The following is a 22,196-nucleotide window of genomic DNA, read 5'->3' as shown; positions in this document are numbered from 1 at the left end:
CTGCACGCGCGGCCCCGCCGCGCCCCTGGACGAACCGTCAACCGACGAGGTTTTCATGCATTCCCCCCTTCTGCGCGCGCCCGCTGGCGCGCCGCGCGCCCACGCGCCCGATCCGCGGCGCCGCCTGCTGCTGTCCTCCTTCACCCTGTTGGCCCTGGCGGGCTGCGGCCCCGACGCGCCCAAGCTGCACGGCATGGATCTGTCCGGCATGCCGGCCGGCGACTTCCAGCTGCAGGACACCGAGGGCCGCGAACGCCGGCTTGCCGACTACGCCGGCCAGCCGGTCATGCTGTTCTTCGGCTTCACGCAGTGCCCGGACATCTGCCCCACGGCGCTGACCCGCGCCGTCGAGATCAAGAGCCTGCTGGGCGCGGATGCCAAGAAGCTGCGCGTCCTCTTCATCACCGTCGACCCCGAGCGCGACACGCCGGAAATCCTGCGCGCCTATACCCAGGCCTTTGATCCGGATTTCGTCGGCCTGCGCGGCAATGCCGAGCAGACGCGCGCCGCCGCCCAATCGTTCAAGGTCTTCTACCAGAAGGTCGCGACCGGCTCGTCCTACACCATGGACCACACCGCGCTGACCTACGTCATCGACGCCAGCGGCAAGCTGCGCATCGCCCTGCGCCACCAGCAAAGCGCGCAGGAATGCGTGGACGACCTGCGCACCGTGCTCTGACCCAAACCTATATATAGAGGCAACCATCATGAAAAAATCCGCGATCAAGTCCCTGGCGGCCGCCGCCTTTGCCGTCTGCGCCCTGGCGGGCGCCCACCCCGCCGCGCTCGCCCAGGACGCCGCCCTGAAGGTGGACGACGCCTGGGTGCGCTCCACGGTGCCCAGCCAGCACGCCACCGGCGTCTTCATGCGCCTGACCTCCGCCAACGCGGGCCGCCTGGTCGGCGTGGAATCGCAGGCCGCCAAGCATGTGGAAATCCATGAAATGGCAATGCAGGACAACGTCATGAAGATGCGCCAGGTGCCGGGCATCGCCCTGCCCGCGGGCCAGGCCGTGGAACTCAAGCCTGGCGGTTACCACGTGATGCTGATCGACCTGGCCGGCCAGATCTCGCCCGGCGACCATGTCGCCCTGACGCTCATCGTCGAGGACGCCGACAAGCGCCAGCGCCGCGTGGCGGTGGACGCGGTGGCGCGCCCGCTGAACGCGGCGGCCGCTCCCGCCGCCGGCCACGGCCACTGAGGCCCTGCCCACAACGTCCCCATGAAAGTGGTTTGACAGCAGTACTTCACGGCTGAAACAGCTTCCTTGCAACAAGGCCGCCCGCGGTGCAACGCCGCGCCGCGCGCCGGGTCGAATTGGAAAAGGCCCGGCGCGCCCTCGCGGTGCGCCCGGCCAGGCTTTCCCGCATCCAGGAATCGTCCGCAGGCAGCATCGCGAACGAAGGCGCGGCCCTCCACGGCCGCAAGCTTTGATTGCCAGGAGCGTTTCATGAAGACCCTCAGCAAGACCTTATTGCTATGCGCCGGCTTGGCCGCCGCCGGGGCCGTCCAGGCCCAGACCACGCAGTACTCTCGCGATCTCTATGGTGACTGGCAGGTGTCCCGCACCGCCCCCGCCGCCAAGACCTCGGCCCAGGTCAGCGCCGAACTGGCCCAATCCAAGGCCGACGGCCAGTACTCGTTCGGCCAGGAAGACTATCCTCCTCCCGTTATGTCCCACCAGAGCGAAACCCGCGCCCAGGTGGAACAGGAACTGCAGCAGGCGCAGATCCAGGGGCAGATGGCGTCCGACCAGGAAGACTATCCTCCTCCCGCGATGGCCCACAGCGGCACCTCTGATATCCACTAATACAGAGGCGAGGCGACGGCAGGCCCGGGCAGTTGACTCACATATCAGGGACGCATCATTCGCCCGCTGACCGGCGGCGGCTCCTGATTCGCCATACAATGCCTGCACATCCACCGCCGGCCTCCCCGCAGGCGCGGCGGCAGCCGGCCCCGCCGCCGCGCCCCGGATGCCAGCGTTCCGCGCAGCCGGGCGCCCGTAGCCGCCGGCAGCCAGCCGGCACCTCTGTGTCTGGATATGCCCGGTAGTTCCGCCTTTTCATTCCTGCGTACCCTCTGCAGCCTGCGCTGGCTCGCCATCGCGGGCCAGGCCGCCACCATCCTGCTGGCCAGCAGCGTCCTGGGCCTGGCCCTGCCGCTCGAGCCGCTGTGGATAGGCGTCGGCGCGCTGATCGGCTTCAACGTCTACGCCAGCCTGCGCCTGCGCCAGCGGCGCGACCTGTCCCACGCCACCGCCTTCGGCCATCTGTTCGTGGACATGGCGGTGCTGGCCTGGATGGTGGGCTGGAGCGGCGGCATCAGCAATCCGTTCGGCATGATGTTCCTGATCCTGACCGCGCTGGCGGCCCTGGCGCTGCCGCGCAACTGGGCGCTGGCCGCAGCGGTGGCGGGCATCTCGGGTTACGCCGTGGCCGCGATCTTCGGCCAGCCCCTGCGCGGCGACGTCGACACCCATACCCTGCTGCTCTGGGGCATGGGCGCCAACTTCCTGATTTCCGTGGTAGTGGTGCTGGTGTTCTCGACCCGCCTGGCCTCGGACCTGCGCGACCGCGAGCGCGAGCTGGCGCGGCTGCGCGAACGCTTCACCCGCAACGAAGGCATCGTCGCCCTGGCTACCCACGCCGCGGCGATGGCGCACGAACTGAACACGCCGCTGGCGACCATGACCCTGCTGGCCGACGAGATCGCCGCCGAGGTCAAGGACGAGGACCTGCGCGCCGACGTCTCCACCCTCAGCCAGCTGCTGGCCCTGTGCCGGGAACGTATCCGCAATCTGGCGGTCCCAACCGCGGTGGATCTGGTCCGCGTGGTGGGGCAATGGCGTTTGATCCGGCCGACCATCGACCTGCAACGCTCGGGCACCCTGCCCGGCCGCCTGCGGGTCGATCCGGCCATCGCCCACTTGCTGCAGGCCCTGCTGAACAATGCGGCGGACGCTGGCGAAGCCGCCGACGTGCCGCGCGTGGACCTGCATCTGGAGTACGGTTATGGCGCCCTGCGCGGCGAAGTCAGGGACTACGGACGGGGTTTCGATCCTGACCAAACCCTGCTGCCGGCGACCAGCCTGTTCAACAGCGGCAAACCGGGAGGGCTGGGCGTGGGCCTGGCGCTGTCGCACGCCACGGTGGAACAGATGGGCGGCGAAATGACCATGACCGCCGCCGAGGAAGGCGGCACGCGTATTCGCTTTTACCTCCCGCTGGGGAGTACCGGGACTTGAGTGCAATGAACCCAACCGATCTTGGCCTGCTGATCGACGACGACGAACTGTATGTGCGCACCTTGCAGCGCAGCCTGTCGCGCCGCGGCCTGGAAACCCGAACCGCCACCGGCATCGCCGAGGCGCTGCGCGTGGCCGAGGAAATCCGCCCCGCCTTCGCCCTGGTGGACCTGCGCCTGGGCGAGGACTCCGGCCTGACCCTGATCCGTCCGCTGCGCGCCTTGCGCGCCGACATGCGGATCCTGCTGGTCACCGGCTACGCCAGCGTGGCCACCGCGGTCGAGGCCATCAAGCGCGGCGCGGACGACTACCTGCCCAAGCCCGCCACGGCGCCCATGATCCTGCGCACGCTGGGCCTGGTGAAGCCGGAAAACGTTATGATCGAAACCACCATGACGCCCTTGCACCGCCTGGAATGGGAGCACATCCACCAGGCCCTGCACGAAACCGGCGGCAATGTTTCGGCGGCGGCGCGCCTCTTGGGCATGCATCGGCGCTCCCTGCAGCGCAAGCTGGCCAAGAAACCGGGGCCGGAACGCGAAGTCCTCGTGGACTAATTTGTGCGGATGCGACAAAACGTCGCACGCCCCGGATGTGCAAGTGCGACATATCGTCGCACCCTGGAACCTTGCAACAGGGCTCTGCTCCCCTAGGAAAACCCTGTACCTGCCCCCCTTGGGGCGGAATCCTCCCAGGCAATGCGACCATTCGTCGCATGCTTGACCGATATCAAGCCGATAGGATGGACGTTGCTGCCTAGCAGCATTCCAGTCTGCTGCTTTGCAGCATTTCCCACCTTCCATCCAAGGCTGTACGTGAAACACCCCCTCCTTGCGACCCTTACGCGCATTCTCAGCGTCGGCGCGGTCATGCTGCTTGGCGGCTGCAACATGGAAATCCTCTCCCCCAAGGGAGATATCGGCATCCAGGAAAGGACTTTGCTGTTCACGACGACCGGGCTCATGCTCATCGTCGTGATTCCGGTCATTGTCATGATCCTGGCCTTTGCCTGGAAATACCGCGCATCCAACACCAAAGCTGACTACCAGCCCAAGTGGGCTCACTCCACGGCAATCGAAGTCGTGGTCTGGACCGTCCCTTGTATCATCGTGGCCATCCTGGCCGTGATCACCTGGCGCTCGACGCACGCGCTGGATCCCTACAAGCCGCTCGTGTCCGAACACAAGCCGGTGACCATCGAGGTGGTCTCCCTGGATTGGAAGTGGCTGTTCATCTACCCCGAGTACGACATCGCCACGGTCAACGAGATCGCCTTCCCGGTCGATGTTCCGGTCAACTTCCGGATCACCTCGGCCACGGTCATGAACTCCTTCTTCATCCCCCAGCTGGGCAGCCAGATCTACTCGATGGCGGGCATGGAGACCAAGCTGCACCTGAACGCGCGCGAAGCCGGCACCTATGCGGGCATCTCGGCCAACTACAGCGGCGCCGGCTTCTCCGGCATGCGCTTCAAGGCCATCGCCATGTCTCAGGAAGGGTTCGACAACTGGGTCAAGGATGCCAAGGCCGCCCCGACCGCGCTGACCCCCGAGGTCTATGCGGAACTGGCCAAGCGCAGCGAGCGCAATCCGGTCGTCAAGTACTCCTCGGCGCCGCCCGCCATGTTTGATTTCATTCTTGGCAGCACCATGACCAAGATGGCCGGCGTGGACTCCGCCACGTGCACCCCCACGTCGAACAATCTGATCGCAGGAATTAACTAACAATGCTCGGGAAACTCACCCTCGAGGCCATTCCGTACCATGAACCCATTGTCATGGTTACGCTGGCCGCCGTGTGCCTGGGAGGCCTAGCGGTCTTCGGCGCCATCACCTACTTCCAGAAGTGGAAGTATCTCTGGACGGAATGGCTGACCTCGGTCGACCACAAGCGCATCGGCGTGATGTACATCATCGTCGCCCTGATCATGCTGCTGCGCGGCTTCGCCGACGCCATCATGATGCGTACCCAGCTGGCGGTCGCGTCCGCCGACTCAGCCGGCTTCCTGCCGCCGCACCACTACGACCAGATCTTCACCGCCCACGGCGTCATCATGATTTTCTTCATGGCGATGCCCTTCATCACCGGGCTGATGAACATCGTGGTGCCGCTGCAGATCGGCGCCCGCGACGTGGCCTACCCGTTCCTGAACTCGCTGAGCTTCTGGCTGTTCGGCGCCGGCGTTGCGCTGATGATGATCTCGCTGTTCGTGGGCGAATTCGCCGCGACCGGTTGGCTCGCCTATCCGCCGCTGTCCGGGCTGGACTACAGTCCGAGCGTGGGGGTGGATTACTACATCTGGGCGCTCCAGATATCCGGGCTGGGCACCACGCTTAGCGGCATCAACTTCATCGTGACCATCCTGCGCATGCGCGCGCCGGGCATGAGCCTGATGAAGATGCCGATCTTCACCTGGACCTCGCTGGTCACCAACGTCCTGATCGTCGCTGCCTTCCCGGTGCTGGCCGCCACGCTCGCGCTGTTGACGATGGACCGCTACCTGGGCACGCACTTCTTCACGAACGACATGGGCGGCAACGTCATGATGTACGTGAACCTGATCTGGATCTGGGGCCACCCCGAGGTCTACATCCTGGTGCTGCCGGCGTTTGGCGTGTACTCGGAAATCGTGGCCACCTTCGCCCGCAAGACCCTGTTCGGCTACAAGTCCATGGTCTACGCCACGGCCGCCATCGGCGTGCTGTCGTTCCTGGTCTGGCTGCACCACTTCTTCACCATGGGAGCGGGGGCCAACGTCAATGCCTTCTTCGGCATAGCGACAATGATCATCTCGATCCCGACGGGCGCGAAGATCTTCAACTGGCTGTTCACCATCTACCGCGGCCGCCTGCGCATCACCACGCCGGTGCTGTGGACGCTGGGCTTCATGATCGTGTTCGTCATCGGCGGCATGACCGGCGTGATGCTGGCCATCCCCGGCGTGTCCTTCGTGCTGCACAACAGCCTGTTCCTGATCGCCCACTTCCACAACACCATCATCGGTGGCGTGGTGTTCGGCTGCATCGCCGGCATGACCTACTGGTTCCCCAAGGCGTTCGGCTTCACGCTGAACGAGCGCCTGGGCCGCTACTCGTTCTACTGCTGGTTCGTCGGTTTCTTCATGGCCTTCATGCCCCTGTACATCCTGGGCTTCAAGGGCATGACGCGTCGCCTGAACCACTACGACAACCCCGAATGGCAGCCCTACCTGCTGGTCGCGCTGGCTGGCGCCGCGCTGATCATGCTGGGCATCTGGTTCCTGCTGCAGCAAGTGTTCGTCTCGGTTCGCCAGCGCAAGCAGAACCAGGACGTCACCGGCGATCCCTGGGATGGCCGCACGCTGGAATGGGCCATCTCTTCGCCCGCGCCTTTCTACAACTTCGCCCACGTGCCGCACGTTGACTCGCTGGACCAGTTCTGGGAAGACAAGCAGAACGGCAAGGCCTACAAGCGCCCGGCCAAGTACGAAGACATCCACATGCCGCGCAACACCGCCATGGGCGTGGTTATCGGCGCCTTTGGCCTGGTCATGTGCTTTGCGCTGATCTGGCACATCTGGTGGCTGTCCATCGTCGGTTTCGTCGGCATGGTCGGTTCGTTCATCGTCCGCGCCTATGACCGCGACGTCGACTACTGGGTCCCGGCCGCGGAAGTCGAACGCATCGAAAACGCTCACTTTGACAAAATGCAGAAGGCCGCCTGAGCCATGATTCAAGCCGTAGCCACTCACCCCCACGCGGGTCACGACGATCACGCGCATCACGACGATGGATCCAAGACCGTATTCGGTTTCTGGGTCTATCTGATGAGCGACTTGCTGATCTTTTCGGTGCTGTTCGCCACGTTCGCGGTGTTGTCCAACGCCACCGCGGGCGGCCCGACGGGCAAGGAACTGTTCGATCTGAAGTTCGTGCTGGTCGAAACGCTGTTGCTGCTGTTCTCCAGCTTCACCTTCGGCATGGCCAACCTGAACGTGCACGCCAACAACAAGAGCCGCGCAATGGGCTGGTTGATGGTGACGTTCCTGTTCGGCGCGGGCTTCATCGCGATGGAAGTCTATGAATTCCATCACCTGATCACCGAAGGCGCCGGCCCGGGCCGCAGCGCGTACCTGTCGGCATTCTTCACGCTGATCGGCACGCACGGCCTGCACGTCACCTTCGGCCTGATCTGGATCATCGTCCTGCTGGACATGATCCGCCGCCATGGCCTGGATTCGATCAACAAGCGTCGCCTGGCGTGCCTGAGCCTGTTCTGGCACTTCCTGGACATCGTCTGGATCTGCGTCTTCACCTTCGTCTATCTTCTGGGAGCCCTCTGATGTCGCACTCCGCTGCGGCCGCACACGGCCACGACGATCACGCCGCCGACCATGGCAGCCTGAAGTCCTACATCATCGGTTTCGTGCTCTCGCTGGTTCTCACCTTCGGCTCCTTCGGCCTGGTGATGAACGGCGGGCTGTCCCACGCCATCACCATCGCCGGTGTGGTGGCGCTGTGCGTGCTCCAGTTGCTGGTGCAACTGGTGTACTTCCTGCACATGGGCGCATCGAAGTCGGCCCGCGACAACCTGGCCACGTTCGTCTTCACCTTGATGATCATCTCCATCATCGTCGGCGGCTCCGCCTGGGTGCTGTACAACATGAACGTCAACATGGGTCACGCCATGTAATGACGGCTTGCCGTTGAAGCAAGAAAAACAGGCGCCCGAGGGCGCCTGTTTTTTTGGCCGTCGATCCGGCGATCCCGCCGCGGCCTCAGGGCGCCGGCCGCAGCGTCAACGTCACATTGGCGCGGCGCGCAAGTTCGCTTGCGCTAAGGCCCGCGAAAGGCTGCACGCGCGAGCGCTGGTTCAAGTCGCAGGCAGGCGCGGCCTCGGCGCCGTCCAGCACCTGCCTGACGGCACGCGCGCCGGCCGGGCCCAAGGGGCTCCCGTCCTGACTCAGTTGCCAGGCCAGCATGTCCGCCACGGCCGCGCCGCAGCGCCAGGGCGTGCGGTACAGGCCGGCGTCGTGCTCCAGCAGCATCTTCGCCTTCGCTTCCTGCCCCAGCCGCAGCATGATGACCAGCGGCAGCGCATCGGGGTCCACCAAGCCTTGGATACGGATACCCTGATCGGTGCGATCGGATGCATCAGCGCCTGCTTGCAGCCATTCCAGGTACAAGTCGTCCGGCAGCCACGGCAGGCTCAGCGGCGCAATGCGGTCGGCCAGCACGCCAGTCGCGTCGGACGGCTGCGTCAACGGTACGCCGGCCGCCAGCAGGCGCGCGGCCGTGACGCGCAGCCGGGCCCGCAGCCCGTCCCATTCGGGGCCGTTCTGTTTGACCGCCGCGCGGATCTCGACCTGGTTCCACACGCTCAACAGGCTGGACAACGACTCGGGCGTCAGCGGCTCTCGTGGCTGGCCTGCCGCCTGGACCAGTTGGTCTACCAGCGCCGGCTGCATATAGCGCGCCGCCAGGCTCAGCGCTTCGTTCAAGCCGTTGCGCTCCAGCGCCTTGCCCGCGCCATAACCGCCCACGGCTGCGTCCGCGCCGTGGGCCAGCGCAAAACTCACCCGTTCGGGGACCGGATAAACCACGGCAGGCGCCAGCTCGCCGCTGAGGGATTCGCGCAAGGCTTCCAGCAGCGGCGTCTCCCACATGGCGCGGTTGCCGTAGTACATGCGGACATAGGCGGCGTTGATGTCGGCGCCCTTGGCCAGCAGCTTCTCGGCGAACCAGAAGTTCTTCGGACTCTGCATGGCGGCGTGCAGCAACGAGCGCCCGTTCTTCTCGCGGGCGTTCGGGTTGGCGCCCTTGTCCAGCAGATAAAGCAGATTGTCCTTGTCGCCGCTGTAGTAGGAAATGCGCCGCATCAGCAGCGGCGTGCCGCCGCTGTCCACCGCATCCACGGGCGCGCCCGCCGCGATCAGGGTGTCGGCCAGCGCATAGCGCTCGGCGGCCGGGCGCGTGTCCTGGCCGTCCGGCAGCGCGCTGGCCAGTAGCGGGTAGCCTTTGTTGGGGCCATCGGCCTTGGCGCCCGCCGCCAGCAGGATCCGCACGATCGCGAGCTGCTTGCGCGATACCGCCGCGGCCAGCGCCGATGTGCCGTTCTCGTTAACGCCGTCGGGGTCCTGCCCGCGCGCCAATTCGGCCTGTACCGCGGTCGCATCGCCCGCCTGGATCGCCTGGAAGATGGCCAGGCGCGGCCGGCAGGCCGCCGCGTCCAGGGCCGGGACGCTCAGCGCCCCCGCGATGCGACTGGAGATATTTCCGGGGATGGGCTCCTGCGCGACCAGCCGGCGCGAACAATACTGGCGGTAGTCCTCGCGCGCCAGGGCCTCGAAGTAGCCGCGCTTCTCGCCCGCCCGTCCTGCCTGCTTCCAGCGGGCGTCGGCGCGGTTCAGATAGGCGGCAGTGCGCGCCGGATCGCGCCGCAGCACCTCGCCAAGGATCAGGTCGGCCTCCTGCGCCTCGCCCGACTCGGCCAGCCAGAAACCGTAGTCGTTCAACGCGGTCAGTACCTGCGCATCCTTGCCGGCAGGATCGATCTCGCGATAGTCCTGCAGCAGCACGTAGCGGCGCATCGCGGCCAGCGCGGCGCCGAACTCGGCAGCCTTGGCGCGCGGAACGGCGCGCGCCGCCTGGTGCAGGGCCAGAAAGCCGGCCTGCGCGTCCACCGGCGTCCGCTGCTCGAAGCGCACCTGCGCCGGAAAGGTCTTCAGGCGGTTGGGATAGTCCAGCAACGCCGGCCGCAGCGCGGACGCAATGGCAACCTTGCGCGCATCGTCCCAAGGGCGGGTGCCGGTCACCACCGCAAGCGCGCCGTCCGCGGCCACCTCATAGGCCTCGCCCGTCGCGTCCACCAGAAAGCCCGCGGCGCGCGCTTCGTCCGCATCGTTGTAGGAATAGCCGACCCAGTAATGCGTCTCGCCGTTGCGCGGCGTCCTGACGCTCACCCGTTCCTCGTGCGACGCCTTCCAGGAAACCGGATCTATCGCCAGTGGCGCGGAACGGAAATCCAGCTTGAACTCCTTGCCCGTCTCGCGCACGTATCGGTACAGGTACAGCCGGTTCTCCAATTGGCCCACCAGCACCGCGTCCTTGACGCTCTCGCTGCCCCACACGCGCCTCTCCGGTTCCTGCAGCGGATAGCGCGACAGCCGGGTGGCCTCGATGACTGCGCCGATGTCGAAAGCCCTGGCCGGCTGCGGCATGGCTGCAAGGCCGGCCAGCGCCAGCGCAACGGCGCCGCACAGGCGGGAAACGACCGGACGGAAGGAACGCGGCATGCGGAAGCTTCAGGGGACGGATAGGAAGGGGCCGATGATACGCGCCTTCCCGCGCCAATCTGGCAAGCCCCGCCATCGGTGCTTTACCGCAAAGACTGCGGACAACTTTCGTTATATATTCGACAACATAACGCTTTCATTAACAGCTTAATTATTCTGCGCCCAACGCTCCTCCGCCATGCACGCCGTTTCCATCGCCCCCACAGCCGCCCCGGCCTGTAGCGCCGAACCCACCCTGCGGTTCGCCAGCGCGCTGCTGCGCCATGCGCCGCCCGGCCATCCCGACGCGGGGTTCTTTGCCACCGTCATCGGCAAGAGCCTGGCCTGCGGCGACCTGGGACGCAGCGGCCTGTCGTCGCGGGAACTGGAAGGGCTGATCGCGCGCCTCTTTCCCGGCGCGCTGACGGGCCATGATTCCGCGCTGGCCGCCTTGCGCGAGCAGGCCGCCATCTACCCCGCCCGCAACATGGATGCGGCCCAGGCGGAATTCATGCCTCTGCTGCGCGCGCTGCTGGACACCTGGGCCGCGCCCGGCGCAAGCACCACGCCCTGGGTCAGCAGCGTGCTGGCGCACGCCTGTCTGCGGCCCGACCATCTGTGGCGGGACCTGGGCCTGTCCGGCCGCGAAGACGTGACCTTCCTGCTGGCGCGCCACTATCCGGGACTGGTGGTGCGCAATGTGCGCAACCTGCGGTGGAAGCAGTTCCTGGCCTATTCCGCCTGTGAGCAGGCGGGCCTGCCGCCCGCCGCCGCACCCGGCTGTCCGGCCTGCGAAGACTACGGTTTCTGCTATCCGGACATGCCGGACTGAACGCCAGCTTCAGAACCGGTAGGTCGCGCCTACGCCCATTCCCAGGCTGCGTCCGGCCGCCGGTTCGTAATAGCGTCCGTTGGTCTCGTTGACGATCACGGACCCGGCATAGCGCCGGTCGAACAGGTTATCCACACGCCCGTAGGCGTTCAGCTCCCAGGCCCCCGCCTTGAGCACGTAGCCCGCGCTCAGCGCCGCCACGAAGTAGCCAGGCGCATCGCCGTCGTTGGCGTCGTTCACATAGATCTTGCTGAGGAAACGCCCTTCCACCGAGGCCTGCCAGCCTTCGGGCGGCGCCCAAGCCAGCGAGGCATAGGCGGCCTGGCGCGCGATGCCGGGGATCTTGTTACCGGCGCGGATATCGCCTGGCCCGTCGTCGGCGTAGCGCGCATTCAGCCAGGTATAGGCGAGCTGCGCGCGCCCATGGCGCGCGAATTCGCCCGACCAGCCCAGTTCCACGCCGTCGCGCCGCGTGCGGCCGGCGTTCTGGTAGGTGGTCCGTCCGCCCGTGCTGCCCGCGGACACGATCTCGTCGTCGGTGCCGGTATGGAACACGGCGGCCGTCAGCAGGCCGCCCGCCATGCTGGCCTTCACGCCGGCTTCCAGATTGGTGCTGAGCGCGGGCGCCAGGCCGAAATTCAGGCCCGGCTGGCCGCCAGGACGGTAGGAGATCTCGTTGAGCGTGGGCGTTTCGAACCCCCGGCCATACGACGCGTAAAAACTCAGGTCGGAATTCGGCGCATAGCGGATGGCTGCTACCGGCAAAGCCTTGCGATAGCGCGCGTCGCCGCTGTCGTCGGCATTGCCGGACACGATGTAATGGTCGTTGGAATCGAAGCTGACGGTGCTGTAGCGCAGACCCGCGTCCAGCGTCCAGCGCTCTGACATCTGCCAGGAGGCCTGCAGGTAAGGATCGGCGTTGTAGACGGTATTGGTTTCGTCGCGCCTGAGCGCGCCCTGCACGCCCAGTTGGCGGTTGGCGCCCTCGCCGCTGAAGTTCTGGTAGCCCTTGCGGTCTTCGCGCATGGAATCGTAGGCAAAGCCGCCGATCAGGGTCAGCGGCCTGCCCGCCATCGCCAGCTCGGAGGTCCAGCGCAGGTCCGCGCCGCCGTATTGCCGTTTCAGGTCGATGACGCCTCCAGCCTGGGTCGGCGCCATCTGCGCGGCAGGGGGGATCGCCTGGAATTGCGTGGTGTCGCGCTGGCCGTAATAGACCATCACCCGCAAGGTGTTGCGGCTGTCCACCATGCGCTCGTAGACCGCCCCGCCCTGGGTCTGCCTGACCGTCTTGCGGGTGTCGAACTGTTCGGCCAGGGGAGCCGCGCGCGGGTCGTCCTGGAATTGTTGGTACGTCAAACCCAGCGGATCTTGCGCCTTGAGGTCCACGCTGTTGGCCACGATGGTCAGCCGGCTGGCGTCGTCCAGTTGCAGGCCCAGCTTGGCATTGCCCAGGTTCTTGCGCGCGGCGCTGTGGTCGCGGTAGCCGTCGATGGTGAAACGCGTCAGGTCCAGCACGTAGTCCAGTCCGCCGCTGGCGCCGTTGGCGCGGGCGCCATAGCGCCATGTGCCGTAGCTGCCGCCCCAGCCGCTGGCCGTGAGCGACGGCGGTTCCACGCCGTCTTCGGTAAACACCTGGATCACGCCGCCCGAGGAATTGCCGTACAGCGCCGAAAACGGGCCGCGCAGCACTTCGACGCGGCCGATGGAACCGATGTCGATGTTCGACGTCTGCCCTTGCCCGTCCGGCATGGTGGCCGGTATGCCGTCCACGTACAGGCGCACGCCGCGCACGCCGAAGGTGGAGCGCGCGCCGAAGCCGCGGCTGGATATCTGCAGGTCCTGCGCGTAATTCTGGCGGTTCTGGATCTGCAGCCCGGGCACGCCGGCCAGGCCTTCGGACAGGTTGATGCCCGGCTGCTGCAGACGCATGGCCGCGCCTTCCACCACGTTCACCGAGGCCGGCGTGTCCAGCACCGAGGTGCCCAGGCGCGTCCCCGTCACCACCACCGCGGGCATCAGCGGTTCCGCCTCCTGCGCCCAGGCGGCCCCCGCTGGAAACGAGGCCAGCAGGCCATGCACGGCCCAACGCCCCATGCCCGTAAGCCACCACTGCCGCTGCGCCAAACACGCCTCCTGTAGGGGCCGCGGCGGGAATCGGTTCTAATACCCGCCATGGATAACTCGCAAGACATCGAACGCCGCCTGCTGGAGCTGGAGGTCAAGGCCAGCTTCTCGGACGACATGCTGGAACAGCTCAACCAGATCATCGTGCGCCAGCAACAGCAGATAGACCGGCTGATGCGTGAAGTGGCCGACCTGCGCCAGCAGACGCCCGAGGGCGGCGCCGCCTTCCGCAGCCTGCGCGACGAAATACCGCCGCACTACTGATACCGGCCGCGCCCGCCGCGCCGGTCTTCCCGTCCTGCATCCAAAACCTCAGGGAACTACCGCGTTCCAGGCCTTCGTTCGCCTGGATAAAGCGTCCCTGATTCCATCTATGGAAGATATATCCTAAGAAAACGTCTATCTTTCCACTGATGGGAATATCTTTTACCAATACAAGGGTTTATCCCTACTCCGATTCAGCGCACTATTGAGCCATCGGGAAACAGCAACGAACCAGACGGATAGGCCGCCGATTCGCTCCCAAAGCTCTTGAAATCGGAGATTTACCATGAAGACCCTCGCTACCGCTTTGATGATGTCCCTGGCCGCGCTGAGCGCCGGCGCCTACGCCGCCTCGCCCAACATCGAACCCAACAACGTTCCGTTCCAAGGCGTCTACGGCACGCCGTATGAAGGCCCGACCCGCGCCCAGGTGCAAGCCGAACTGGCTGCCGCCAAGGCTGCCGGCCAGATGGCCGAAGTGGAACCGAACAACGTGCCGTTCCAAGGCGTCTACGGTACGCCCGCCACCGGCAAGACTCGCGCTGAAGTGCGCACCGAACTGGCTGCCGCCCGCGCCGCCGGCCAGATGGCCGATGTGGAACCGAACAACGTGCCCTTCCAAGGCGTCTACCACGCCAACTGAGCGCACGCGGATTTACCCCTCCCCTTGTTGTACCTTGGCCGCCAGCATCTGGCGGCTTTTTTTCGTCTGTATGAAAGGCGGCTGCCGTGCTGCATGACACCGCTCTTTCTGCCTCGCAGTGTGGCCTCAAGGCAAAAACCGCCAGTTTCAGTCCGTCGCGCAAAGCACTGTTCCATCTGTTCGCGTACTATCGCCCCAAGATCAGGCATAACACTACGACTCAACAGGGAGCCCATCTTGAAACACACCCGCGTTCTCGCCTCTTTGCTGGTGGCTTGCGGCATCGCCGCGCCGGCGCTCGCCGCGCCTCCGGTGATGCTGAACAATGCCATCATCACGCAGATCCCCAAGGGCGATCAGCCCTCGTTCCACGAAGCCGTGGCGCAGTCGCTGAACAGCTCGGCCGACGGCCAGCGCACCCAGTGGAGCAGCACGCACCAGCCTAAAAAGGCCCCGCCCATCACCGTGCAGCTGACGCCCACGCAGACCAGCAAGGTCAAGGATGATCGCCTCTGCCGCTTCCTGGTCGGCGATTTCGCCCGCGGCGCCACCACGGAAAAGTGGCAGTTCTGGTTCTGCAAGCAGCCTGACGGCACCTGGAAGGCCAGCAGCAACTAAGGCTGCGCTGCGCTGAATTCCGGCGCGAGACCTACTTCTGCGCCAGCGCGAAACCAACTTCTGCGCCAGCGCAAAATCAACTTCTGCGCCAGCGCAAAAAAAGCGTGCCGCTCCATCATGGAGCGGCACGCTTTTTTGCGCCGTGTCCGCGCGCGCGCCCAATAGGCGCACGCAAGAACAGGATCAAGCCGAGGCTTCGTTCCGGTTGGCGTCCAGCACGGTCATCGCGGTCATGTTGATGATGCGGCGCACGGTGGAGCTGGAGGTCAGGATGTGCACCGGCGCATTGGCGCCCAGCAGGAACGGCCCCACCGCCACGTTGCCGCCGGCCGCGGTCTTCAACAGGTTGTAGGCAATGTTGCCCGAGTCCACGTTCGGGCACACCAGCAGGTTGGCCTGGCCCTTGAGCGAAGACGAGGGCAGGATACGCATGCGCAGCGCTTCATCCAGCGCGCAATCGCCGTGCATCTCGCCGTCGATCTCCAGGTCCGGCGCGGCCTGGCGCACCAGTTCCAGCGCGCGGCGCATCTTCGCGCCCGACGCCGAACTGCCCGAACCGAAGTTCGAACGCGACAGCAGCGCGACCTTGGGCGCCAGGTTCATGCGGGCCATTTCCTGCGCCGCCATCACCGTGAACTCGGCGATCTGCTCGGCCGAGGGCTCGTCATTGACGTGCGTGTCCACCAGCACCACCGTACGCTCGTTGAGCAGCAGGATGTTCATGGCGGCGTACACGTTGTGGCCAGGGCGGCGGCCGATGACTTCGTCCACGAAGCGCAGATGGTCGTGATACGCGCCCACGGTGCCGCAGACCATGCCGTCGGCATCGCCCAGGTGCACCATCATCGCGCCGATCAGGGTCAGGCGGCGGCGCATTTCCACGCGCGCCATTTCCTTGGTGATGCCGCGGCGGCACATCAGTTCCCAGTACGTGGTCCAGTACTGGTGGAAGCGCTCGTCGTATTCCGGGTTGGTGACTTCGACGTCCTCGCCCAGGCGCAGGCGCAGGCCGAACTTCTCGATGCGCGACAGCAGGACCGCGGGACGGCCCACCAGGATGGGACGGGCCAGGCCTTCGTCCACGATCACCTGCACCGCGCGCAGCACGCGCTCGTCCTCGCCTTCCGTGAACACGATGCGCGCCTTGCCGCCTTCGCGCACGATGCGCTTGGCCGCCGAGAACAGCGGCTTCATGAAGGCGCCCGAGTGGTACACGAACTGCTGCAGCTGTTCTTCGTAGGCTTCCAGGTCCGCCAGCGGACGCGTGGCCACGCCGCCTTCCATCGCGGCCTTGGCCACGGCAGGGGCGATGCGCACGATCAGGCGCGGATCGAAAGGCTTGGGAATCAGGTACTCAGGGCCGAACGAAATATCGTAGGTGCCATAGGCCGCCGCCACCACTTCGTTCTGCTCTTCCTCGGCCAGCTCGGCGATGGCGTAGACCGCCGCCTTTTCCATTTCGCGGGTGATGGTGGTGGCGCCCACGTCCAGCGCGCCGCGGAAGATGTAGGGGAAGCACAGCACGTTGTTGACCTGGTTCGGATAGTCCGAACGGCCGGTCGCCATGACGACGTCGTCGCGCACCGATTGCGCCACTTCCGGCAGGATCTCGGGCGTGGGATTGGCCAGCGCCAGGATCAGCGGGCGCGGACCCATCGCCGCGACCATCTCGGGCTTGAGCACGCCGCCGGCCGACAGGCCCAGGAACACGTCGGCGTCCTGGATCACCTCGGCCAGCTTGCGCGCGTCCGTCTTCTGCGCGAAGCGCGCCTTGTCCGGGTCCATCAGCACGGTGCGGCCTTCGTAGACCACGCCTTCGATGTCGGTGACCCAGACGTTTTCCAGCGGCAGGCCCAGGTCCACCATCAGGTCCAGGCAGGCCAGCGCGGCAGCGCCTGCGCCGGAAGTCACCACCTTGACCTGCTTGATGTCCTTGCCCACGACCTTCAGGCCGTTGATGAAGGCGGCCGAAACGGTGATGGCCGTGCCGTGCTGGTCATCATGGAAGACCGGGATCTTCATGCGTTCGCGCAGCTTGCGCTCCACGGTGAAGCACTCCGGCGCCTTGATGTCTTCGAGGTTGATGCCGCCGAAGGTGGCTTCCAGGCCGGCGATGATCTCGACCAGCTTGTCCGGGTCGGTCTCGTTGATCTCGATGTCGTACACGTCCAGGCCGGCGAACTTCTTGAACAGCACCGCCTTGCCTTCCATCACCGGCTTGGAGGCCAGCGCGCCGATATTGCCCAGGCCCAGCACCGCGGTGCCGTTGGTGATCACGCCCACCAGGTTGCCGCGGCCGGTGTAGCGGTACACATTGGCCGGATCGGCCACGATTTCTTCGCAGGCTGCCGCCACGCCGGGCGAGTACGCCAGGGCCAGGTCACGCTGGTTGACCAGCGGCTTGGACGCCACGACGGAGATCTTCCCCGGGGTGGGGAACTCGTGATAGTCCAGTGCTGCCTGGCGGTCCGATTGCGTATTCATGGGGCAGAGCCTCCTTGTCTTGATATAGGAAAAATTCTAGGCTTCAATACATAAGCAGATCATTACTTTTTAATATCGTTCCATAATCTTTATCTTATGCATTGCCTATGACAGCCTTTGATCCGGACCTCGTTATCCGGAAACTGACCTCGCGGCTGAAGATGCGCCACCTGGTGCTGCTGCTGCAGATCGAGCAGCACGGCTCACTGACCCGGGTAGCCGAGCACATGGCCACCAGCCAGCCCGCCGTGACCAACGCCCTGGCGGAACTGGAAAGCATGTTCGACGTGCCCCTGTTCGAACGCTCAGTGCGCGGCATGACGCCCACGCCCCTGGGCGCGGTGGTGCTGGCGCGGGCCCGCGCCCTGGTCCACGACCTGGGCCATCTGGTCCAGGAAATGGAGGCCGTGGCGGCTGGCCACGCCGCCCATCTGCATATCGGCGTCATCCCTTTCGTATCCGGACAGATGCTGTCGTCCGCCATCAGCCGCACCCTGCCCCAGGGCCGCCGCATTACCGCCACCATCCACGAAGGCCAGGGGCCAGCGCTGCTGCGGCAGTTGCGCGACCACACCCTGGACATGGTGGTGGGCTGGGCCACGCCCTCGGTCGACATGGAAAACCTGGGTTTCGAAGTGCTGTACCACCAGCAGCCGCGCCTGATCGCCAGCCGCCGGCTGGCCGCCCGCCTGGGCCGATCGAAGCTGGAATGGAACCGGCTGGCCGACCTGGACTGGATCCTGGGCACGCCGGACAGCCCGATCCGCGAGCAGGTGTCCGAGATCTTCCTGCGGGCCGGGCTGGCGCCCCCGACGCCGTCGGTCCAGAGCGATTCGTCCAAGCTGATCGGCGAAATGATCGTGGCCAGCGACCGCGCCGTCGCCATCCTGCCCGCCGACATCGCCGACGAACTGGTGCGCATTGCCGGCGCGGCCATCGTGCCGTATTCCTTCGACTGGACCCTGCCGCCTATTGCCCTGTTCACGCGCGCCGGAGACTTGCGTCGCAACGTCGACGCGCTGTTCGCCGCCGCGCTGCGCGAGGCCTACACCAAGGGTGCGCGCGCGTCCGTCTGAACCGCGCGCGGCAAGAGAATTGCCAACAAATGCAAATACGCTCGCGCCGCGGCGGCGCGCGCTCCTATACTTCCCGCGCCAAGCAACAAGCAGGAGGGCACGCAGTTTGTTCACACTTCCGCCTATCAACCCGGGCCGCGGCGCGATTGCCCTCATCGCTCTGGCCGCGCTCGCCGGATTGTCCGGCTGCAGTTCGCTGCTGAGCGAAGGCACGGGCGCCGCAGCCGGTATCGCCGGCACCGCCATCGCCAACAAGGTCACTGACAATGCCACCGTCGCCACCGGCATCGGCCTGGGCGTGCAGGCCGGCGCCAAGGCCGCGCTGGCCTATGCCCAACGCAAGACCCGCGGCGAAGAGCAGGACGCCATCGCCATGGCCGCCGGTCCGCTGGCAGTGGGCAAGGTCGCCAACTGGCAGGTCAAGCACCAGTTGCCCATCGAGAGCGATGCGCAGGGCCAGGTCACCGTCAGCCGGCTGATCGGCGGCGTGAACCTGGAATGCAAGGAAGTGGTCTTCTCCATCGACACGCCCGCCGACAAGGCCGGCGCCGATCCGCTGCGCGAGTTCTACGTCACCACCGTCTGCCGCGACGGCGAGCACTGGCGCTGGGCCAGCGCCGAGCCCGCCACCGCCCGCTGGGGTTCCCTGCAGTGAGGCGCGCCGCAAGTCTGCTGGCGCTGGCCGCCTGCCTGGGCCTGGCCGGTTGCCAGAGTTCTTCCATCGGCGGCGCCACCGGCGCCGTGGTCGGCACCATCAGCGGCGCCGCCACCGCCAATCCGGTGGCGGGCTATGCCATCGGCGTCACGGTGCAGGCGGCGGTGGACGCCACGGTGAAGTACGTGCTGCGCGAATGGAAGAACGACCAGCAGAACGTCATGGCCAATGCGGCCGGCGCCCTGCCCATCGGCCAGGTGCGGCAATGGGAAATCCGCCAACCGCTGTCCGTGGGCAATGAGCGCGGCGGCATCCAGGTGGTGCGCGACATCGCCACGCCACTGACCCATTGCCGCGAAGTGCTGTTCACGGTGGAGCAGAAGGACGCGCCCGCGCCCGCCTATGCCAGCATGATCTGCCAGCAGCCAGGCGGCCAATGGAAGTGGGCCGCGGCCGAGCCCGCGGTGGCGCGCTGGAACGGGCTGCAATAGCGTGAACGGCTGAGCGCCCACGCGCGGACCGCAGGAGCGCCGCCGCAGGGTCGCCTGCCGCAGGAGCGCCTGCCGCAGGATCGCCTGCCGCTTGCTCCTCCCAGGGCCGGCGGGCGATACTGCCCGCAAGCCCTTTCCTCTCCATTCCCCATGAGCCCAGGCCAGTTCGTCATGCAACGCAGTGCGCTCGCCGGCGTGCAGGCCGTGGCCGCGCACAGCCGGCGCGCGTTCGCGCGCCACACGCACGAGCAGTTCGGCATCGGCGTCATGCGCCAGGGCGCGCAGGTCTCGGCCAGCGGCCGCGGCCAGGTCGAGGCCGGCCCCGGGCACGTCATCACGGTGAACCCCGGAGAAGTGCATGACGGCGCCCCCATCGGCGACGGCGGGCGCGCCTGGCAGATGCTGTACCTGGATGCCGAAGTGGTGGCCCAGGCCGCGGCCGAACTGGGTGCAAGCGGGGCCAGCTACGAATTCGAACACCCGGCGCAGGACCGCCCGGCGCTGGCGCGCGACGTGCTGGCGCTGTATGCGCAGGCCACCGCCGGCGCGGCGCCCCTGGCCTGCGACGCGCTGCTGCTGCGCATCCTGGCGCAGGCGCGCGACCGCGACGCAGCGCGCCTGGCCCGGCCGCCGCGCGCCGCTCCCGACGCCATCCGTCATGCCCGCGCCCTGATCGACGACGACCCGGCTGCCGCGCTGTCCCTGGCCGACTTGGCCGCGGCCAGCGGCCTCAGCCGCTACCAGGTGCTGCGGGCCTTTGCCCGCGACACCGGCCTCACACCTCACGCCTACCAGGTGCAACGCCGGCTGCTGCTGGCGCGCAGCCTGATCCGACAGGGCTCGCCCCTGGCCGATGCCGCAACCGCGGTCGGTTTCGCCGACCAAAGCCACATGACGCGGCTGTTCGTGCGCGCCTACGGCGTATCGCCGCGGCGATACGCGCTGGCCGCCAGCTGAGCGCTGCAATTTCGTTCAAGACCCGGGCTTGCCGACCGGCTTAGCCTATGCGCCTTGCTCTCACAAAGGCGTGGATCGGGTCATGAACAATCGGATGCGGGGCTATTGCTATCTGGCAGCCGCCATGGTGCTGGTGGGCAGCACGGTGGCCGCCAGCAAAATCATCGGAACGGGTTTGCCCCCCTTCACCGCGACCGCCCTGCGCTTCGCGATCGCCCTGCCCTGCTTCGTCCTGCTGATGGCATTGACCGGCGCGCGCCTGCCGCGGCTGGACCGGCGCGACTGGCTGCTGCTGGTGGCCCAGGCCACCGCCGGCAGCGTCGGCTACACCACCCTGCTGATCGCCGGCCTGCAGCGCGCATCGGCGGTGGACGGCGGCATCATCCTGGGCACCTTGCCGCTGGTGTCCGCCGCCATTGCTATGCTGCTGCTGGGCGAACGCCCCGGCAAAGCCACGTTGGCCGCCATCGTCGCGGCGGCCTTCGGCGTCTGGCTGATGATGCGCCATTCGGCCGGCGCGGACGGCGCAAGCTCGTTGGTGGGCAATGCGCTGATCCTGGGCGCAGTGCTGTGCGAGGGACTGTTCATCCTGTTGAACAAGCGGCTGCGCCAGCCGGTGGCGCCGCTGGCGCTATCCACGCTCATGACCGGTTTCGGGCTGGCGTTCTCGGCCGTGGCCAGCGTGGCGGAAGCACCCTGGACCCTGGGCCTGCCCGCGCCGGCCCTGGCCGCGGTAGCCTATTACGCGCTGGTGCCCACGGTAGGCGGCTTCCTGCTCTGGTATGCGGGCGCGGCCCGCGTCAACGGCGCCGAAGCCGCCTTGTTCACCGCGCTTGCACCGGTATCGGCGGTGGCGCTGGCCGCCGGACTGCTGGGCGAATCCCTGGCTCCCGCGCAACTGGCGGGCATGGCGTGCGTGCTGGGCGCGGTGGTGGCGCTGGGCTGGTCCGGGGTCCGCTCGCGCGGCAAGCCGCCAAGCGCCGGACCCGAAGCTCCCCGCCACGGCCGGCAAGCTCACACAGGCCCTAGCCGCGGCTGAACGCCAGCGCGAACTCGTCGGAAAAAATATCAGCCAGCGAGCGCCGCAACGCGGCTGCCCGCTCGGCGCCATAGGCGGCCTCGAAGCGGCGCTGCGCGTCCTTCCACAGGCGCTTGGACTCGGCCAGCTTGGCGCGGCCCGCCTCGGTCAGCGCCACGCGGCGGCTGCGGCCGTCCAAGGGGTCGCGTGACATCTGCACGTAGCCGTCGCGCTCCAGGGGCTTGAGGTTGTGCGCCAGCGCCGAGCGGTCCAGCACCATGATGCGCGCCAGGTCCGTCATGGACGGCGTGCCGGCGCGCGCGATGTGCACCAGGATGGAATGCTGCGACACCTTCAGGCCGCAAGGCGCCAGCACCGTGTCGTACAGCTGCGAGACGCGCCGGGTGGCCTTGCGCAGCGCCGCGCCGTTGCAGATGAGCGGATCGGGCGCAATCGGGGCGGCTGTAGCGGCAGGCTGTTCGTCAGACATGAGAGGCGCAAAAAAAGTGGAGGACGGCAAGGACTCAACGCTAC

22 protein-coding genes are annotated in these 22,196 nt (G+C 66.7%); 18 read left to right on the top strand and 4 right to left on the bottom strand.

Going from position 1 to position 22,196, the window contains the following annotated elements; translation table 11 throughout:
- Positions 1-55: 55 nt before the first annotated feature.
- The 9 genes from AC3WOB_RS05855 to cyoD all read left to right on the top strand — a co-directional run bounded on the left by AC3WOB_RS05855 (position 56) and on the right by cyoD (position 7,919).
- Positions 56-679, top strand: coding sequence for an SCO family protein (locus tag AC3WOB_RS05855; RefSeq protein WP_492274476.1), 624 nt, complete (start codon positions 56-58; stop codon positions 677-679).
- 28 nt (positions 680-707) lie between these two features.
- Entirely contained in the window at positions 708-1,202 is a 495-nt protein-coding gene (locus AC3WOB_RS05850; protein ID WP_492274475.1) for a copper chaperone PCu(A)C, read from the top strand.
- A gap of 249 nt (positions 1,203-1,451) precedes the next feature.
- Positions 1,452-1,811, top strand: a complete 360-nt coding sequence (locus AC3WOB_RS05845; RefSeq protein WP_492274474.1) for a DUF4148 domain-containing protein — start codon at positions 1,452-1,454, stop codon at positions 1,809-1,811.
- A 234-nt stretch (positions 1,812-2,045) separates the two neighbouring features.
- Entirely contained in the window at positions 2,046-3,248 is a 1,203-nt protein-coding gene (locus AC3WOB_RS05840) for an ATP-binding protein (RefSeq protein ID WP_013395888.1), read from the top strand.
- A 5-nt stretch (positions 3,249-3,253) separates the two neighbouring features.
- A complete protein-coding gene (locus AC3WOB_RS05835; protein WP_492274473.1) occupies positions 3,254-3,805 on the top strand; it encodes a response regulator transcription factor in 552 nt (183 codons plus the stop codon).
- 258 nt (positions 3,806-4,063) lie between these two features.
- Positions 4,064-4,972 carry a ubiquinol oxidase subunit II gene (gene cyoA / locus AC3WOB_RS05830; protein WP_013395890.1) on the top strand — a complete coding sequence of 303 codons (909 nt, stop codon included), beginning with the start codon at positions 4,064-4,066 and terminating at the stop codon, positions 4,970-4,972.
- Positions 4,973-4,974: 2 nt separating this feature from the next.
- Positions 4,975-6,951: a cytochrome o ubiquinol oxidase subunit I gene (gene cyoB, locus AC3WOB_RS05825; RefSeq protein ID WP_013395891.1), complete on the top strand. Its 1,977-nt coding sequence runs from the start codon at positions 4,975-4,977 to the stop codon at positions 6,949-6,951.
- A gap of 3 nt (positions 6,952-6,954) precedes the next feature.
- Positions 6,955-7,569 carry a cytochrome o ubiquinol oxidase subunit III gene (gene cyoC / locus AC3WOB_RS05820; RefSeq protein WP_129529981.1) on the top strand — a complete coding sequence of 205 codons (615 nt, stop codon included), beginning with the start codon at positions 6,955-6,957 and terminating at the stop codon, positions 7,567-7,569.
- The gene (gene cyoD / locus AC3WOB_RS05815) at positions 7,569-7,919 is read left to right on the top strand and encodes a cytochrome o ubiquinol oxidase subunit IV (protein WP_332013848.1); all 351 of its coding nucleotides are present in this window, start codon (positions 7,569-7,571) and stop codon (positions 7,917-7,919) included. The genes cyoC and cyoD overlap by 1 nt, the downstream gene beginning before the upstream one ends.
- An 85-nt stretch (positions 7,920-8,004) precedes the next feature.
- Here cyoD and AC3WOB_RS05810 read toward each other — a convergent pair whose 3' ends face one another.
- Positions 8,005-10,521, bottom strand: a complete 2,517-nt coding sequence (locus AC3WOB_RS05810) for an ankyrin repeat domain-containing protein (RefSeq protein ID WP_492274472.1) — start codon at positions 10,519-10,521, stop codon at positions 8,005-8,007.
- A 178-nt stretch (positions 10,522-10,699) separates the two neighbouring features.
- Here AC3WOB_RS05810 and AC3WOB_RS05805 point away from each other — a divergent pair, with 178 nt between their 5' ends.
- Positions 10,700-11,332 (top strand): nitrogen fixation protein NifQ, encoded by a 633-nt coding sequence (locus AC3WOB_RS05805; protein WP_013395895.1) that lies wholly within the window; start codon positions 10,700-10,702, stop codon positions 11,330-11,332.
- Positions 11,333-11,341: 9 nt separating this feature from the next.
- Here the strand turns inward: AC3WOB_RS05805 and AC3WOB_RS05800 are convergent, their stop codons facing one another.
- The gene (locus AC3WOB_RS05800; RefSeq protein WP_492274615.1) at positions 11,342-13,426 is read right to left on the bottom strand and encodes a TonB-dependent receptor domain-containing protein; all 2,085 of its coding nucleotides are present in this window, start codon (positions 13,424-13,426) and stop codon (positions 11,342-11,344) included.
- Between the two features lie 78 nt (positions 13,427-13,504).
- Between AC3WOB_RS05800 and AC3WOB_RS05795 the strand changes: the two genes are divergently transcribed.
- From AC3WOB_RS05795 to AC3WOB_RS05785, 3 genes are all read left to right on the top strand, one after another.
- Positions 13,505-13,720, top strand: coding sequence for a SlyX family protein (locus AC3WOB_RS05795; protein ID WP_013395897.1), 216 nt, complete (start codon positions 13,505-13,507; stop codon positions 13,718-13,720).
- 286 nt (positions 13,721-14,006) lie between these two features.
- Positions 14,007-14,363, top strand: coding sequence for a DUF4148 domain-containing protein (locus tag AC3WOB_RS05790; protein ID WP_492274471.1), 357 nt, complete (start codon positions 14,007-14,009; stop codon positions 14,361-14,363).
- Positions 14,364-14,600: 237 nt separating this feature from the next.
- Positions 14,601-14,981, top strand: a complete 381-nt coding sequence (locus AC3WOB_RS05785) for a hypothetical protein (RefSeq protein ID WP_013395899.1) — start codon at positions 14,601-14,603, stop codon at positions 14,979-14,981.
- 183 nt (positions 14,982-15,164) lie between these two features.
- Here the strand turns inward: AC3WOB_RS05785 and AC3WOB_RS05780 are convergent, their stop codons facing one another.
- Positions 15,165-17,465 carry an NADP-dependent malic enzyme gene (locus AC3WOB_RS05780; RefSeq protein ID WP_492274470.1) on the bottom strand — a complete coding sequence of 767 codons (2,301 nt, stop codon included), beginning with the start codon at positions 17,463-17,465 and terminating at the stop codon, positions 15,165-15,167.
- Between the two features lie 107 nt (positions 17,466-17,572).
- On the opposite strand from AC3WOB_RS05780, the gene AC3WOB_RS05775 reads away from it, so the two are divergent.
- From AC3WOB_RS05775 to AC3WOB_RS05755, 5 genes are all read left to right on the top strand, one after another.
- The gene (locus tag AC3WOB_RS05775; protein WP_013395901.1) at positions 17,573-18,541 is read left to right on the top strand and encodes a LysR substrate-binding domain-containing protein; all 969 of its coding nucleotides are present in this window, start codon (positions 17,573-17,575) and stop codon (positions 18,539-18,541) included.
- Positions 18,542-18,647: 106 nt separating this feature from the next.
- Positions 18,648-19,196 (top strand): hypothetical protein, encoded by a 549-nt coding sequence (locus AC3WOB_RS05770; RefSeq protein ID WP_013395902.1) that lies wholly within the window; start codon positions 18,648-18,650, stop codon positions 19,194-19,196.
- Complete coding sequence (locus AC3WOB_RS05765) at positions 19,193-19,687, top strand: hypothetical protein (RefSeq protein WP_013395903.1); 495 nt, start codon at positions 19,193-19,195, stop codon at positions 19,685-19,687. The genes AC3WOB_RS05770 and AC3WOB_RS05765 overlap by 4 nt, the downstream gene beginning before the upstream one ends.
- 150 nt (positions 19,688-19,837) lie before the next feature.
- Entirely contained in the window at positions 19,838-20,644 is an 807-nt protein-coding gene (locus AC3WOB_RS05760; protein ID WP_492274469.1) for an AraC family transcriptional regulator, read from the top strand.
- 82 nt (positions 20,645-20,726) lie between these two features.
- The gene (locus AC3WOB_RS05755; protein ID WP_492274468.1) at positions 20,727-21,683 is read left to right on the top strand and encodes a DMT family transporter; all 957 of its coding nucleotides are present in this window, start codon (positions 20,727-20,729) and stop codon (positions 21,681-21,683) included.
- Here the strand turns inward: AC3WOB_RS05755 and AC3WOB_RS05750 are convergent.
- Positions 21,670-22,152, bottom strand: a complete 483-nt coding sequence (locus AC3WOB_RS05750) for a MarR family winged helix-turn-helix transcriptional regulator (protein WP_013395906.1) — start codon at positions 22,150-22,152, stop codon at positions 21,670-21,672. The genes AC3WOB_RS05755 and AC3WOB_RS05750 overlap by 14 nt on opposite strands.
- Between the last annotated feature and the right edge of the window lie 44 nt (positions 22,153-22,196).

This window comes from Achromobacter sp. FW305-C-30-7 (genome assembly GCF_058783105.1).
The sequence above is the reverse complement of the archived record's forward strand: the minus strand, read 5'-3'. Positions and strand labels throughout refer to the sequence as shown.

Excerpts from the sequence above, each read along its gene's own strand:
- AC3WOB_RS05780 (WP_492274470.1), bottom strand. The coding sequence starts at position 17,465 with ATGAATACGCAATCGGACCGCCAGGCAGCACTGGACTATCACGAGTTC.
- cyoD (WP_332013848.1), top strand. The coding sequence starts at position 7,569 with ATGTCGCACTCCGCTGCGGCCGCACACGGCCACGACGATCACGCCGCC.
- AC3WOB_RS05850 (WP_492274475.1), top strand. The coding sequence starts at position 708 with ATGAAAAAATCCGCGATCAAGTCCCTGGCGGCCGCCGCCTTTGCCGTC.
- AC3WOB_RS05760 (WP_492274469.1), top strand. The coding sequence starts at position 19,838 with ATGAGCCCAGGCCAGTTCGTCATGCAACGCAGTGCGCTCGCCGGCGTG.
- AC3WOB_RS05775 (WP_013395901.1), top strand. The coding sequence starts at position 17,573 with ATGACAGCCTTTGATCCGGACCTCGTTATCCGGAAACTGACCTCGCGG.
- cyoC (WP_129529981.1), top strand. The coding sequence starts at position 6,955 with ATGATTCAAGCCGTAGCCACTCACCCCCACGCGGGTCACGACGATCAC.
- AC3WOB_RS05805 (WP_013395895.1), top strand. The coding sequence starts at position 10,700 with ATGCACGCCGTTTCCATCGCCCCCACAGCCGCCCCGGCCTGTAGCGCC.
- AC3WOB_RS05845 (WP_492274474.1), top strand. The coding sequence starts at position 1,452 with ATGAAGACCCTCAGCAAGACCTTATTGCTATGCGCCGGCTTGGCCGCC.
- AC3WOB_RS05750 (WP_013395906.1), bottom strand. The coding sequence starts at position 22,152 with ATGTCTGACGAACAGCCTGCCGCTACAGCCGCCCCGATTGCGCCCGAT.
- cyoB (WP_013395891.1), top strand. The coding sequence starts at position 4,975 with ATGCTCGGGAAACTCACCCTCGAGGCCATTCCGTACCATGAACCCATT.
- AC3WOB_RS05795 (WP_013395897.1), top strand. The coding sequence starts at position 13,505 with ATGGATAACTCGCAAGACATCGAACGCCGCCTGCTGGAGCTGGAGGTC.
- AC3WOB_RS05840 (WP_013395888.1), top strand. The coding sequence starts at position 2,046 with ATGCCCGGTAGTTCCGCCTTTTCATTCCTGCGTACCCTCTGCAGCCTG.
- AC3WOB_RS05855 (WP_492274476.1), top strand. The coding sequence starts at position 56 with ATGCATTCCCCCCTTCTGCGCGCGCCCGCTGGCGCGCCGCGCGCCCAC.
- AC3WOB_RS05790 (WP_492274471.1), top strand. The coding sequence starts at position 14,007 with ATGAAGACCCTCGCTACCGCTTTGATGATGTCCCTGGCCGCGCTGAGC.
- AC3WOB_RS05755 (WP_492274468.1), top strand. The coding sequence starts at position 20,727 with ATGAACAATCGGATGCGGGGCTATTGCTATCTGGCAGCCGCCATGGTG.
- AC3WOB_RS05835 (WP_492274473.1), top strand. The coding sequence starts at position 3,254 with ATGAACCCAACCGATCTTGGCCTGCTGATCGACGACGACGAACTGTAT.
- AC3WOB_RS05810 (WP_492274472.1), bottom strand. The coding sequence starts at position 10,521 with ATGCCGCGTTCCTTCCGTCCGGTCGTTTCCCGCCTGTGCGGCGCCGTT.
- AC3WOB_RS05800 (WP_492274615.1), bottom strand. The coding sequence starts at position 13,426 with ATGGGGCGTTGGGCCGTGCATGGCCTGCTGGCCTCGTTTCCAGCGGGG.